A 14,538-nucleotide genomic window follows, 5' to 3' on the forward strand; every position below is an offset into this window, starting at 1 on the left:
TTAGTATTAAATTAAAAATATAAAAAATTAATTCTATATATTAAGAGGAACTAATATTATAACTGATTAGTCAACAAGTGAGGGATAAATTTGACTCAAAAAAGCGAAGCTCAAAAAGGCAATATCACTCCTGAAATGGAGTTTGTTGCAAAAGAAGAAAACATAGACGTTAACAAATTAGTTAAACTGATTGACAGTGGAAAAGTTGTAATTCCAAAAAACATTAACGGCCATTCCAAGCCATGCGGAATAGGCGAAGGATTAACCACAAAGGTCAATGCGAATATCGGATCATCATCAAAGATTGATGATTTGGATTTGGAAATCAACAAGGCAAAGCTGGCCCAGGAATACGGTGCTGATGCACTGATGGACCTATCAACAGGTTCAGACTTGAAACTGTTCAGGAAAAAGATCATGGATGCAGTCGACCTGTGCATTGGAACAGTGCCAATTTATGAGGCAGGAGTCGTCACATTAAACAAGAACCATGAAATCATTGACATGGACCCTGACGACATCCTCAAGGCCATTGAAAACCAGGCAAAGGAAGGTGTGGACTTCATGACACTTCACTGCGGAATCACAAAGGACCTTGTTGAAAAACTGAAAGCTGCAAACAGGATGATGGGAATTGTAAGCCGTGGAGGAACATTCATGGCATCATGGATTAACCATAACGGAATGGAAAACCCATTATATGAAAATTACGATTATCTTTTAGAGTTATCATATGAATACGACATTACACTATCACTAGGAGACGGGCTAAGGCCTGGCTGTCTGGCGGATGCAAGCGATATCCCTCAAATTCAAGAACTTGTAAATCTGGGCGGTCTTGTCAAAAGGGCTCAGGACGCCAATGTCCAGGTGATGGTGGAAGGCCCAGGGCACATGCCGCTGAACCAGATCAAGGCAAATATGGAAATTCAAAAGACAATATGTCACGGAGCACCATTCTATGTTCTCGGACCGTTGGTCACTGACCTTGCACCGGGATATGACCACATTACCGGAGCAATCGGAGGAGCAATAGCCGCTACAGCAGGGGCAAGCTTCCTATGTTATGTCACACCTGCAGAGCACCTGTCACTTCCTAGCTTAGAGGATGTGAAGGAAGGAGTTGTCGCATCAAAGATTGCTGCAGAAGCTGCAGACGTTGCAAAAGGACTTCCACAAGCATGGGAACGTGAACGTGCAATGGCCCGTGCCCGTAAGGAATTCAATTGGGAAGCACAGTTCGACCTTGCACTTGACAAGTCAAAGCCAAGGAAATACCGTGACAAATGTGAACTTGACGATGATGAAATGTGCGCAATGTGCGGAGAGTATTGCGCCGTTAAAATAGCTAAGGGCGATTTCTAATGAAGTATCAGGAATTGGTAGATGTCTACTCAGCGCTTGAGGCAACTACAAAAAGACTTGAAAAGACAGAAATCATTGCGAATTACCTAAAGACCTTGGACTCTGACACAATCGAAAAGGTGGGACTTCTGATTTTGGGAGTTGTTTTTCCCGCTTGGAGTTCAGAGGAAATAGGAATTGGCGGAAAACTGGTTGAAAGAGCAGTTGCAGAAGCCGTCGGTACAACACAGGCTGCCGTTGAGGATGCCGTTCGTGACGAGGGAGACATTGGACTTGCATGCATCAAATTATATGCCAAGAAATCCCAGATGACCTTCTTCTCACAGCCGTTGACAATCGATTTTGTCTTCAACAGCCTAAGGAAACTGTCACAGATAAGCGGTTCAAGATCCACAAACCGTAAGATTGCCGTGATTCTCGAGTTGCTTTCACAGGCAAGCGCAACCGAGGCCAAATACCTGACCCGTACAATTACCGAGGAGCTGAGGATTGGTGTTGGTGACGGTGTTGTGCGTGATGCAATAGCGCAGGCATTCAATATCGATAAGGCAGTTGTCGAAAGGGCACAGATGCTTACCAATGACTTTTCAGTGGTTGCAAGAACCGCCAAGGAACAGGGCGAAGCCGGATTGGCGGAGCTTAACCTAACACCAGGAACACCGGTAAAGCCTATGCTTGCACAGCTGGCACCACCATTGGATGAGATTTTGCCTGAAATGGGCGAGGCATTATGCGATACAAAATATGACGGTATCAGACTGCAGGTTCACCGCAACGGTGATGAAATCAAGATATTCACACGCAGGCTCGAGAACATCACTCATGCACTTCCGGAAATAGTGGAACTCTTCAATGAGCACCTGCCTCATGAGGACTACATCGTTGAGGGCGAGGTCATAGCCACACGTGACGGCAAGCCTTTACCTTTCCAGAATGTCCTTCACAGAGTGAGAAGAAAGCATAACGTTGAGGAAGCAATGGAAAACGTTCCATTAAAGGTTTATCTTTTTGATGTGATGTACTATAAGGTTCCTATGATTGACGAACCGCTCAAGGCCAGAAGGCAAACACTTGAAAGCATTGTGGACACTTCCGTTGATGAGATGAACCTGAGCACATTGAAAATCGGTACCGCTGACAACGTCGATGAGATTCAGGACCTCTTTGAATGGTCCATCAATGAGGGTCATGAGGGAATCATGATCAAGGATGCTACATCAGCATACATTCCTGGCCTTAGAGGCAAGAAGATGCTTAAGTATAAGGCAGAGCCTGAAACACTGGACATGGTTGTGATTGGAGGAATATACGGAATCGGAAAAAGAGGAGACTTTGTCGGATCCTACCTTCTTGCACTTAGGGATGAAAATGATGATTTCAAGAGTGTGGCACTGGTTGGAACCGGTCTTGATGATGCAACACTTGAATACCTCACAGGCAGGATGAAGGAGCTTGAGATTTCAACAAAAGGACGTGAAATCAAGGTTGAACCGAAAATCGTCTTGGAAATTGCATTTTCAGAAATTGTCGAATCACCTGAGTATGAAACCGGATACTCACTAAGGTTCCCGGTCGTTAAAAACATAAGAAAGGACAAGAGTCCAATGGATGCCGATACCGTTGAAAGGCTGCTTTCAATGTATCGCACAGGAAACTAGTTAGGTAAAGCCTTGACTTTACCTATTACAAGTCTTGTCAATGGATACACGATTATCTCATATATTGTCTTGAACAGTGCCTGAGCCACAATCATTACCAAGAGCGCTTCAATAGGCATTGTTCCCATAAACCCAATTAAAATGAATATTAACGCATCCAAACCTTCACCGAAGAGTGTTGAGAGTATACACCTGAAAAATAGCTTGTCATCTCTCCATTTTTTAAGATAAACCATCAGCTTAGCATTAACAAGTGATCCCGCAAGGTATGCGATGAAGCTTGCAACCAAAAGCCTTAAGGTTGAGCCTAAAACGACACTGAACGCCTCGGAATTTTCAAAGAAAACCGGTGCTGGAAGAAGTATTGTCACATTATAGCATATCACCGCAATCAGGTTCATGAAAAAACCAAGCAGTATTACTTTTCTGGCCTTTTCATAACCGTAGCATTCAGCAAGAACATCATTTACAATATAAATCACTGGAAATATCATGACACCACACGGCAGTGTCAGTGAGAAAAAGTCAAAAGTCTTTCCTGCAATGATATTTGATATTATTAGGCATGCTGTGAAAACGCCTGTAAGGGTTGCATACAAACTTGTTTTGGTGGAATTTTCAAACATGATTATATATTGTTTTTCACCTCAAATAAACTTTGCAATGAAGCTGTCACAAGTATTTAAATCATGAAAATCGATTATAACCCATGGAAATTACAGATGATAAACTATTGAGAATCGCATTGGTAACCGCACTAATCGGAATAATCGGACTGATAATATTCACTCCAACGATAGAGGTCAAGGAAGTGTCTATCAAGGACATAAACCGTGGAATGATTGACGAAGAGGTCAAGGTGACTGGTGTAATCACTGATGTGGCACAGTCAAGTTCCAAGACAAGTTATTTCCTGACTGTCAATGACGGTGAGGCGCAGATTTCACTGATTATTTTTGAAAACCAGGTCGCTGAAATCCAAAGTCGAAACATGGACATTGATGACTTTAAAAACCGGAAGGTTCAGGTTGTGGGAACTATTACAGAGTATAATTCTGATTTGGAGCTTATCCTATCGAATGGAGACAGTTTAAGAATTATTAAATAACAATATATATTTATTGTTTGAAGTCCAAATTTTAATTATAATAAAATTTAAAGGAATTTTAAATATGTCAAATAAAAAAAGATTATTTGGAACATTCGGAGTTAGAAGAACAGCCAATGACGTTTTGACACCTGAATTTGCAACAAGACTTGCAGCATGTTACGGAAGCGTGGTTCAGGGAAAAGTGGCTGTTGGTGGAGACACACGTACATCCACTCCAATGCTTATGGAAGCCGTCAAGGCAGGACTCTTGTCCTCAGGATGTGACGTGGTGGATTTAGGAATATTGCCGACTCCAGGTGTCCAGTATGCAGTTCGCAAATATTATGATGGAGGAGTCATGATTACAGCTTCACACAATCCTCCAAAATATAACGGTATCAAGTTCCTGGACGCTGACGGTATTGGAATACCTGACGACATGGAACTTGAAATTGAAAGATTATACTTTGATGATGAGCCTAAAAGAGCGGATTTCTCCGAAATAGGCCAAGTTTATACTAACGACAAGATCATTGACGAGTACGTTGATGAGGCAATCTCCAAGGTTGATGCAGAGGCAATCAGGAACGCCAATTTAAAGGTTGTTGTTGATTGCGGATCAGGTGCGGGATGCTACACTGCCCCATATCTCATTCAAAAGCTCGGCTGTGATGTCACCACATTAAACGCACAGGCTGACGGATTCTTCCCTGGACGTGATCCAGAACCTATTGAGGAAAACCTTCAGGAACTAATCAGCGTGGTAAAAGAGCTCAATGCCGATATCGGCCTTGCCCATGACGGTGACGCCGACAGAACAATCTGCATTGACGAGAATGGAAACTTTGTTTTAGGTGACAAGACATTCACACTTGTCGAAAAGCAAATGCTTAAGGAAAATAATGGTGGAACCATCGTTACTACCGTTGCAACTTCACAGGCAATTTATGATGTGGCAGATGAATACAACGGTAAAGTCATAGCCACTGCTGTTGGAGACCTTCTTGTTGCACGTAAGCTCAAGGATGAAAATGGTCTTTTCGGTGGAGAGGAAAACGGAGGATTGATTTTCCCTGATTTCGTCTACGGAAGGGATGCAGTGATGACCGTTGCAAAAATCCTCGAGATTGTCGCCAAGGAAGCCAAACCTTTATCCGAACTTGTGGCTGAACTTCCAGTCTATTACGCAAGCAAGATGAAAATCGAATGTCCTGATGATGAGAAGGAATTTGTCATGTCAAGCATTGCTGAGGAGATTAAAACCACAACCGATTTCGAATTGGACTTGACAGATGGTGTTAAAATCCTGAAAGAGGACGGTTGGGTAATCATCAGACCTTCAGGTACCGAACCTATTTTCAGATGCTTCGCAGAGTCAGACTCACAGGAAAAGGCTGATGAGATGACTGACTGGGGAATCGGCTTAATCGAAAAATACAAAAAATAATTACATGAATTTAATGAAAAATAGCTTCAACCAAATAGCTATTTTTCAACCAAACCATTACTTTAACAACTACTTTTTTTATAATTATCAAAGCAATATTAAAAATAGATAAAATTGAATATGACAATCTACATGAGTTTAGAAATATTCTAGACATTCCTCTTTTAGGAAGAATGCATCCTCATTGTCAGGGTTTCTCAAAAGCACCTTGTTGAAACTGTCAACAGCCTCTTCAAACTTGCCCAATTCCATCAGCACAACACCCTTATTCAATAAAAAGTCAATATTATTCTTTTCAAGTGAAATGGCCTTGTTGAAACATTCCAAAGCGTCATCAAGCTTTCCCAAATCAATATATGCATTGCCCATACGGTTGATTGCCGCTGCATCCATTTCAGAATCGTCAAGACAGACCTCCACGGCCTTGTCGAATGATTCGATAGCTTCCTCAAGCATGCCCATGTCAGTCAATAGGTTTCCCCTGGAGTTCCACACTTCAGGATTGTCACCGTCAATGACTATGAGCTTATCATATACCTTAAGTGCATCATCGTACCTTCCAAGCATCTCAAGAATGAATCCTCTCCAATACAATACTATCGGACTGCTTGGACGATAGTTATAAGCGATATTGCTCACCTTCAATGCCTCATTGATATTTCCTGAATTCAAAAGGGCGATTGCCTTGTTGTTCAAGATGTAAATGTTGGCCGGCTCTATCTCCAATGCCTTGTCGTAACAATCTATTGCCTCAATGAACTTGCCCAATCTTGAAAGGTTGTCTCCCTGCTTGTTTAAAAGGTAAACGTCATGAGGGTCAAGCCTTAGCGCCGCATCATAGCACATTGTTGACTTGTCGAACTTACCGCTGTCAAAGAGAATGTCCGCCCTTTTGGTAATCATGGCCTTCTCATCTATCTTGTCGCCTTTCCAATCGTCAATGTCAATCTTTTCAAAATAGATTATATGAAACTCTTCATCAGGGTCAATTCTACCGCCGTACATTTTCTTAAATTCTCTAAGCATATCCTTGGAGTCTTTAAATCCTTCTTGACGGGCCAATTCATCATTGTCCTTGATTTGTGAAAATGAAATGGTTTCAACATCAGTTACAAACGCTTCAAAAATCTTCATTTTCTCCTTGGAAACAAGATTCCAGTAGCAATATAACCTGTCACCAACCTTAAGTGGAGTTTTCCATGCCTTACGTATGGTTCTGGTCTTCTTACCAGTGATAACGTCAATATCATTACTTGAAAATGATAAAATTGGTATTGCAAACACTCTCCTTAAATTATCTGCTCTCCAAACTCTCCTGACTTGACCTTGACGACACCGTCAAAGTAAGGCTTGATTTCCTTAGCCAGTTTTGCCAAATCATGAGGATTTGGTACTTCAACTTTTTCTAAAGCTGGATCTAGAACATTTTTGTTTCTGAATTGTTGAATGGTGTATACTTCTGCCTTAATCTCATCGACTAAGTTGATAATGTCTTTTTTTGTATGTAATGTTGGAACGTAAGTGGTTCTTATTTCTAAATGAACTCCAGCGTCATTTATATAATCCATTGACTTTTTAACCTGGAAACCCACATTAGCACCGGTGATCTTTCTGTACTTTGAGAATGTGGTTTTCACATCCAGTGAAACATAGTCAACCAGGCCCAAGTCCAGTATCCTTTTGAGGTTTTCAGGATAGATTCCGCTTGTATCCAATTTGGTCTTGAGACCTATTTCACGAACATATTTGAATATTTCAATTACCGCATCGGTCTGCACCAGCGGTTCGCCTCCGGACACCACAATGGCATCAAGGAAATCTGCTGAAGAGTCTATTTCCTCTTTTACCTCTTCAAAGGATTTTTCAGTATTGTCCTCAAGCAATTCCGCATTGTGACAATACCTGCATGCCAATGGACATTTGGACATGAAAATAACTAATGACATGTTTCCATGAAATTCAACGGAAGATATTACTGTTCCTCCAACGTACATTAGTTTAAAACCTCTTTTAATATTTCAATGAATTTTTCATCTTCCTCCAGGGTACAGATGCTTATTCTTATCCAATACTCATCAAGCCCCTTGAATGAAGTGCAGTCACGGACAATGATTCCTTTCTTCATCAGTTCCAATGCAAGTTCTGATGCTGTAAATCCAGTGTCCTTAACTCTGATTAGCATGAAATTTGATTTTGATGGGAAAACATACAGTCCATCTATTTTTGAGACTTCCTCATACAGGTACTCTCTTGACTCTATTCCCTTTCTGATTGACTCCTCAATATATTCAGTGTCCCTGAACGTATTCAATGCAGCCACAAATGACAATCTTGTAAGTGAAAATACCGGCTTGATTCTGTGCATGTATTCAATTATCTCATCACATGCAAGGCCGTAACCAATTCTCATACCTGCAAGTCCCAATACCTTTGACATTGTACGGATGATGAATATGTTGTCAAATTCATCAATAAGGTCCTTGTTTGTGACTTCTGAGTATTCGAAGTAAGCCTCGTCAATGACAACCAGCACATCTGGGTTTTTGCCTGCAATGTCTCTGAGAACATCCTTGTCAATCAGTGTTCCTGTTGGGTTGTTCGGACTGCACAGGAAAATCATCTTTGTTTTTGGAGTTATAGCATCGAATATTGATTGCACGTCCAGTTCATTTGCCTCCAGGTCCCATCTTGCATAAACAGGCTTTGCGCCGTATTGCTTTAACAGGTATTCATAGTACATGTATGAAGGCAATGGCACGATGAACTCGTCTCCAACATCAATGAATGTCTTTGCAAGCACATCTATGACCTCATCGGCACCGTCCCCTCCAATAATCACCTGGGAGGATTTTACTCCGGAATATTTTGCCATCTCGTCAACCAGTTCATGGAGTTGTGATTCAGGGTACCTGTTTATTGATTTTATCTCATTTTCAATGGCTTTCATTGCCTTTGGTGAAGGCCCCCATGGGTTTTCGTTTGAACCCAATTTGATGATGTCCTCCTTTTTCAGGTTGAAGTCGCTTGCAATCTCATCCTGAGATTTTCCAGGAACATAAGAATCCATTTCTTCTACGATTTGTCTTGCTTTCATGATTTAATCTTCCTTGTATTGTTTGGAAAGTTTAACGTAATTATCAGCGTTATTCTGAATCATCTCGACTTGTTCGGGTGAAAGCTCCTTGATAAGTTTTGCAGGAACTCCTAAAATCAGACTGTTTTCGGGAAATTCCTTTCCCTCGCTTACAACAGCACCGGCACCCACAATTGAATTTTTGCCTATGTGTGCTCCGTTTAGGACTGTTGCGTTCATTCCTATCAAAACATTGTCGTCAAGTTTGCATCCGTGAACGACTGCACCATGTCCGACAGACACGTTATCCCCTATTTCAACGGGAAAACCTTTAGTGCAGTGGACTACACAATTGTCTTGGACGTTTGAATTGTTTCCTATGGTTATTGAATCGGTATCTCCTCTTAAAACGGCTCCGTGCCAGATTGATACGTTTTCACCTAATTCAACATCTCCAATTACTTGTGCGCCTGGGCATATTACAATAGAGTCTTTTTTATTTTCCATAATATCGCCTATTTCTTCTTGTTCTTGTCTTGAATGATATGATTTTGTTTTACCAATACGCGAGTATCGGAGGGTACATCATCATACAACAAAACCCCTGAACCGATGGTGGAATTGTGTCCCACCTTAACGCCCGGTGAAAAGCTTGAATTGATTCCTGTCTTTACGGAATCCCCAATAATGGAACCGAACTTACGCCTTCCGCTGTCAATCATCTGATTCTTGATTTTGGTCTTGACTGACCTGTTGTCGAAACGAAGGTTTGCAATGTTTGTTCCTGCTGCAATATTACAGTTGGACCCTATTACTGAATCCCCCACGTAACTCAAGTGGCTGACGTTAGTGTTTTCCATGATGATTGAGTTTTTGATTTCAACGGCATTTCCAACATGGACATTGTCACCGAAGTAGGAATTGCCACGAATGTATGAGTTAGGGCCTATGTCACAGTTCTTTCCTATGTACACGTTTCCTTCAATGTAGACCCCTGCACGGATGATGCTTCCCTCATCGAGGAAGACTTCACCGTGAATGTGGGCTCCATCCTCAACATGACCCTTGATATCAGTTTTAAGCTGACCGATTAATTCCTCATTGACTTCAATAAGCTCCCAAGGCCTACCAACATCAATCCAATCCTTGTTTGTCTTGTGTCCTATGACCTTTTTGCCGTCTGCTATCTGCAAGGACACTGAGTCTGTGATTTCATATTCTCCACGTTCTGAAATCTCAGTCTTTTCAATCTTGTCGAAAATGTCCTTGTTGAACACATATATTCCGGCATTGACAAGATTACTTGGAGCCTCTTCCTTTTTAGGCTTTTCAACAATGCTTTTGATGTTTCCATCATCTATTTCAACTACACCAAATGCGGACGGATCTTCCACTTCTGTCAAGAGCATTAATGTGTCAGGCTTCATGTAATTGTATTTCTTGATGATTTCATTGATGATTTCATTATCCAGAATGATGTCTCCGTTCAAGACGATTAAACTGTCTTTAATAAAGTCTTTTCCATAGCTTATGGCATTAGCTGTACCTAAAAAGTCCTTTTGTGTTTTATAGGTAATGTTAACACCAAAATCATGGCCATCTCCAAAGTAATCACGAACCATTTCCTCTTTATACCTGACAATGAGCAATATATCCTTAATGCCATTGTCTCTTAATGATTCTATATTATATTGAATGATTGGCTTTCCAGCAACCGGCAACATGGTTTTAGGCTTTGTCAGTGTTAACGGCCTCATTCTTGAACCTTCACCGGCACTTAAAATAATCGCTTTCACTTTTATTATCCCCTATAAATATCTAATAATATTATATGTTTAACTCCTTACTTATTAATTAACTTAACTAATCAAATAACTACTTTTAAATAATAGTTTGAATAAACTCAAATTATATTAGCTATGCTAATGGCAAAAATTTTAAGGAGATAATGAAATGACTATATATGTTTGTTTACACTGCGAATACAGATTTGACACAGAAAAAGGTGACCCTGCTTACAACATTCCTGCTGGTGCAACTCCTGCAGACATGCCAGAAGATTGGGTTTGCCCAGAATGCGCTGCTTTAGGTATTGATGCATTCATCGCTGAAGAAGAATAGAAAATCTTCTTCAATTTTTTTATTTTTAATCACTACTTTTTTTCCATTAAATTTTATAATTCTTAAAAATATTTATATAATTTAATTTAAAAAACTAATATTGTAATTTTATTTATGAACATACTTTTAAAAATAAGCGTGGGAAAATAAAATGAACAGAAGAAAAAAACTAATCATAGCTATTCTTTTAGTTATCCTTGTGGGACTATTGGCTTCAATTTATGGCGCATTAAATACAGGTCCTGACCTTTCACAGGAAGATAAGGACATATTATTATTAACTGCGGATAAATACGAACAGTCCAACGGTGGAGTCGACATGGCTTTCATGATCCACTTAGAAAATGGAAGCTTCTCCAATTATACTCCAATTTACCCTGGAGGAATGACACATCCAACACAACCTGCGTCCAGCGCAATTGGAGGTGGAAAGATGTTCCTTCACGATTCACTGTACGATGGAATTGAAGACGGTATGCAATACGCTAAGGAGATTGTAGAGTATAACACAAATATGACTCCTGATGCAGTAGTTCTTGTTTATGACGAAGGAGTAGACAACATTATTGATTCAATACGCCCATTAAAAGTAGACGGTGTTGAAACAAATCTTAGTGCGACAGACATTATCCGTGAAAACGACGCATATAACGGTTATGCCGGTAACGATGCAGTTACTGGAACAATGTCCAGGTCAGATGCAGTAATGGTATTGGTTAAAGCATTAGCTCAGGCCGCTGCAGATCCTGACAAGAAAGCCACAATGGTTCAAGCCGCATTGCAAGAATACTCTAAAGGAAATATCGTAATGCAACCAGAAGGTTCCTTCACTAAGCTATTGGCTACAAAGGGAATTGAATCGCTAGGTTAATTTAAACAATCTTTAAAGAATTTCGGTTCTTTAAAGAACTTTTTTTATTTTAAAAAAAAATAGATTTTAGAAGATATTAGAATATCCTCTATAAGTTTTCATTTATTATTTTTACACAGGTTTCCTTAATCTCTTCAGCTCTTGCTTCATCACGAGATTCAAGGGTTATTCTGACATAATCCTCTGTTCCGGATGGCCTTACAAGCACCCAACTGTCATCAGCAAATGTCAACCTTACGCCATCAACTGAATTTACCTCAACGATATCATCAAAGGCACCTTTCAAGAGGTCTTCCATGTTTTCCATCACTTTGATTTTAGCCTCTTTTGAGCATGTAATCTTTTCACGTATGTTAGGATATGATGGTATCTCGTCAAGAAGATCTGACAGTTTTCCCTTGTTTGAAACAAGTTCTGCCATCCTCAATCCTGAAAGTATTCCGTCAGGGCACATGCAGAAGTCAGGGTGTAGCCATGTTCCTGAAGGCTCTCCTCCGAAGCTTGCATCCTTCTCGATGATTACCTCTGCAACATTGACGTCACCTACAGGAGTCCTGTACACTTTTCCACTTACGGATTCGTCCATGCACAGTCCGGCGTCGACTGTTGTTACAATGTCTCCATCGAATTCCTTGGATATTAAGGCAAGCAGTGAATCGAATGGTGAAATGTTTCCTTTCTCATCCACAGTAATCATCCTGTCTGCGTCCCCGTCATGGGCAATACCAAGGTCTGCACCTACAGCAACCACTGTTTTCATAAGGGTCTGAAGGTTTTCAGCATTTGGCTCAGGGTTACGTCCTGGGAAAAATCCGTCAGGCTGGGAGTTCAGGGTTGTCACTTCGCATCCCGCTTTTCTAAATACTAAAGGTGATATTTCGCTTCCCGCACCGGATGCACAGTCAATGACAACTTTCAAGCCTTCCTTGATGTCAACCATATCAACCAGGTCGTCGACATATTTGCCTTTGATTTCCTCATTAACACTTAACTTACCCACTTTATCCCATGTCACGGATGTGTAAGCCTTATTTGCATATATCTCTTCAATCTCCTTTTCCTGATTGGAGGTGTATGCCATACCGTTCTTGTTCCATAGCTTTATCCCATTGTATTGGGACGGATTGTGTGATGCGGTCAACATTATTCCCGCATCGGCATCGAGTTTTTCGGTTGCGTAACCGACCAATGGTGTTGGAACCATGCCTATCTTAATGACATCTACTCCGCTTTCAAGAAGTCCTGCGGCAATTGCCTGGTCAAGCATCTTGTTTGTGGTTCTTGTGTCATATCCAAGAACTACGCTTCCCTCATTTCCAAGGTAATGTGCCAGGGATTTTCCCACATTCAATGCCAATTCACATGTCACTTCGGAACCTATCTTTCCCCTGATTCCTGAGGTTCCGAAAAGCTTTTTTGCAGCCATAGAATCACCTTATGCCCCGAACTTGTGAGCATAATTCATTAGGTCCATCATGATGTTCATTACATCTGATCCTCTGATTCTGTTGAGTCCTCCTTTTGCGCATGCTCTTTCTGAGAATTCGCATACGTCATCAACCCTCACTTCAGGGCCTCTGATAAGAACAGGGACTGGATCTCCGGAGTGGTTCATTACAGAGATTGGTGTGGAATGATCAGCGGTCAGGTAAATGTAGACGTCCTCGAGTTTGATGAGTTCGCTCATTACTACTCTGTCGACCTTTTCGATGAATTCCTTTTTCTCCATTGTCTGGCCGTCGTGTCCTGCCTCGTCAGCCCCGTCAATGTTTACTAGGAAGAAGTCATGGTCTGAATTTTTGACTTGGTCAATGATTGTGTCACGGATGTTGTCGAGGTTGGTGTCGATACCACCGGTAACGTCCTCCATTTCAATGATGTCCATTCCTGCAAATCTTCCGATACCCATGATTAAACCGGTTTCGGCAATGCATGCTGAGTTGACTTCATACTTTTCATTCAATGATTCTACAACAGGCACTTCTCCTGCTCCACGTGGAATCACGATGTTTGCTGGAGGTTCACCTTCCTCAATTCTTTTGAGGTTTACAGGATGGTCTTTGACCATTTCATATGTTTTTACTACAAGCTTGTTTAGGATGTCAGCGGTTTTTGCAGCTTCAGGAGTGTCATCCAATGCTTTTACTTCTTTAGGTTTGTTTCCTTCAACTTTAGGGTCTGCATCGCTTACCTTATCAGACAGTCCTTCACCTCTAAGCACCAGAACTGCCCTGTGTCCGGTTGATTCCTTGAATATAATCTTGATGTCCGGATAGTCTTCAAGAACCATTTTATTTAATTCCGCAACAATTTCATTGGTTCCTTCCTTGATTCTTCCTGCACGCCTGTCTGTGACGATGAGGTTTTCGTCAGCTGTTGAGAAGTTGCACCTGAATGCGATGTCTCCCGGAAGGACTTCAACTCCCACACCGTTTGCCTCAAACGGCCCTCTTCCTGTGTATACCACATATGGGTCGTATCCTAAAATTGACAAGTGTGCGGTGTCACTTCCAGGAATTATTCCCGGTGCGATTGAATCCATTATTCCAGTTATTCCTTCTTCAGCCATCTTGTCCATATTAGGAGTGTGGGCAGCTTCCAGGGGAGTTTTGTTTCCCAGTTCCTTAATCGGACGGTCGCCCATACCATCCATGATTAAAATAAGACCTTTCATAAAATATCACCTTTAATAAATTATACTATTATAATTTTTATTTTTAATAGTTAAAATAATTTATTTAAAAATGCATTTCAAATTGGTGATCGGACAATATCAAAAAATAGGATAAAATTTTGATTGCATTTACTTGAAAAATGCCTTGATTAAATTGATAGTTATCAATTAATTATGTAAAATAATGAGTTGTATTTTTAATTATATTATATATAATTGTAGAAAAAAAGAACTTTCAT

General features: G+C 40.7%; 14 protein-coding genes. 6 read left to right on the top strand and 8 right to left on the bottom strand.

Annotated elements, in window-relative coordinates:
• The first annotated feature begins 90 nt into the window (after nucleotides 1-90).
• Complete coding sequence (thiC, locus tag E7Z78_RS01915; protein ID WP_303723485.1) at nucleotides 91-1,365, top strand: phosphomethylpyrimidine synthase; 1,275 nt, start codon at nucleotides 91-93, stop codon at nucleotides 1,363-1,365.
• Nucleotides 1,365-3,023: an ATP-dependent DNA ligase gene (locus E7Z78_RS01920; RefSeq protein WP_303723486.1), complete on the top strand. Its 1,659-nt coding sequence runs from the start codon at nucleotides 1,365-1,367 to the stop codon at nucleotides 3,021-3,023. Before thiC ends, E7Z78_RS01920 begins: the two co-directional genes overlap by 1 nt.
• Here the strand turns inward: E7Z78_RS01920 and E7Z78_RS01925 are convergent.
• Nucleotides 3,020-3,649 carry a queuosine precursor transporter gene (locus tag E7Z78_RS01925; protein WP_303723487.1) on the bottom strand — a complete coding sequence of 210 codons (630 nt, stop codon included), beginning with the start codon at nucleotides 3,647-3,649 and terminating at the stop codon, nucleotides 3,020-3,022. The genes E7Z78_RS01920 and E7Z78_RS01925 overlap by 4 nt on opposite strands.
• Nucleotides 3,650-3,732: 83 nt before the next feature.
• Here E7Z78_RS01925 and E7Z78_RS01930 point away from each other — a divergent pair, with 83 nt between their 5' ends.
• Nucleotides 3,733-4,131 (top strand): exodeoxyribonuclease VII large subunit, encoded by a 399-nt coding sequence (locus E7Z78_RS01930; protein WP_303723488.1) that lies wholly within the window; start codon nucleotides 3,733-3,735, stop codon nucleotides 4,129-4,131.
• Between the two features lie 64 nt (nucleotides 4,132-4,195).
• The gene (gene glmM / locus E7Z78_RS01935) at nucleotides 4,196-5,560 is read left to right on the top strand and encodes a phosphoglucosamine mutase (RefSeq protein WP_303723489.1); all 1,365 of its coding nucleotides are present in this window, start codon (nucleotides 4,196-4,198) and stop codon (nucleotides 5,558-5,560) included.
• A gap of 138 nt (nucleotides 5,561-5,698) precedes the next feature.
• Here glmM (E7Z78_RS01935) and E7Z78_RS01940 read toward each other — a convergent pair whose 3' ends face one another.
• From E7Z78_RS01940 to glmU, 5 genes are read right to left on the bottom strand one after another with little or no spacing between them, the layout of a single operon-like run.
• Nucleotides 5,699-6,835: a tetratricopeptide repeat protein gene (locus E7Z78_RS01940; RefSeq protein ID WP_303723609.1), complete on the bottom strand. Its 1,137-nt coding sequence runs from the start codon at nucleotides 6,833-6,835 to the stop codon at nucleotides 5,699-5,701.
• 14 nt (nucleotides 6,836-6,849) lie between these two features.
• Complete coding sequence (locus E7Z78_RS01945; RefSeq protein ID WP_303723490.1) at nucleotides 6,850-7,554, bottom strand: anaerobic ribonucleoside-triphosphate reductase activating protein; 705 nt, start codon at nucleotides 7,552-7,554, stop codon at nucleotides 6,850-6,852.
• A complete protein-coding gene (gene hisC / locus E7Z78_RS01950) occupies nucleotides 7,554-8,654 on the bottom strand; it encodes a histidinol-phosphate transaminase (RefSeq protein ID WP_303723491.1) in 1,101 nt (366 codons plus the stop codon). The genes E7Z78_RS01945 and hisC overlap by 1 nt, the downstream gene beginning before the upstream one ends.
• A gap of 3 nt (nucleotides 8,655-8,657) precedes the next feature.
• Complete coding sequence (locus E7Z78_RS01955) at nucleotides 8,658-9,140, bottom strand: gamma carbonic anhydrase family protein (RefSeq protein WP_303723492.1); 483 nt, start codon at nucleotides 9,138-9,140, stop codon at nucleotides 8,658-8,660.
• A gap of 8 nt (nucleotides 9,141-9,148) precedes the next feature.
• On the bottom strand, nucleotides 9,149-10,435 hold the full coding sequence (gene glmU, locus E7Z78_RS01960; protein WP_303723610.1) for a bifunctional sugar-1-phosphate nucleotidylyltransferase/acetyltransferase: 1,287 nt from the start codon (nucleotides 10,433-10,435) through the stop codon (nucleotides 9,149-9,151).
• Nucleotides 10,436-10,586: 151 nt separating this feature from the next.
• Between glmU and E7Z78_RS01965 the strand changes: the two genes are divergently transcribed.
• Complete coding sequence (locus tag E7Z78_RS01965; RefSeq protein WP_303723493.1) at nucleotides 10,587-10,754, top strand: rubredoxin; 168 nt, start codon at nucleotides 10,587-10,589, stop codon at nucleotides 10,752-10,754.
• Nucleotides 10,755-10,905: 151 nt separating this feature from the next.
• On the top strand, nucleotides 10,906-11,625 hold the full coding sequence (locus tag E7Z78_RS01970) for a DUF4012 domain-containing protein (protein WP_303723494.1): 720 nt from the start codon (nucleotides 10,906-10,908) through the stop codon (nucleotides 11,623-11,625).
• Between the two features lie 88 nt (nucleotides 11,626-11,713).
• Here E7Z78_RS01970 and glmM (E7Z78_RS01975) read toward each other — a convergent pair whose 3' ends face one another.
• Complete coding sequence (gene glmM, locus E7Z78_RS01975) at nucleotides 11,714-13,051, bottom strand: phosphoglucosamine mutase (protein ID WP_303723495.1); 1,338 nt, start codon at nucleotides 13,049-13,051, stop codon at nucleotides 11,714-11,716.
• A 9-nt stretch (nucleotides 13,052-13,060) separates the two neighbouring features.
• Nucleotides 13,061-14,299 carry a 2,3-bisphosphoglycerate-independent phosphoglycerate mutase gene (locus E7Z78_RS01980; protein ID WP_303723496.1) on the bottom strand — a complete coding sequence of 413 codons (1,239 nt, stop codon included), beginning with the start codon at nucleotides 14,297-14,299 and terminating at the stop codon, nucleotides 13,061-13,063.
• Between the last annotated feature and the right edge of the window lie 239 nt (nucleotides 14,300-14,538).

The organism is Methanobrevibacter thaueri (assembly GCF_015062915.1).
Classification (GTDB): domain Archaea; phylum Methanobacteriota; class Methanobacteria; order Methanobacteriales; family Methanobacteriaceae; genus Methanocatella; species Methanocatella thaueri_B.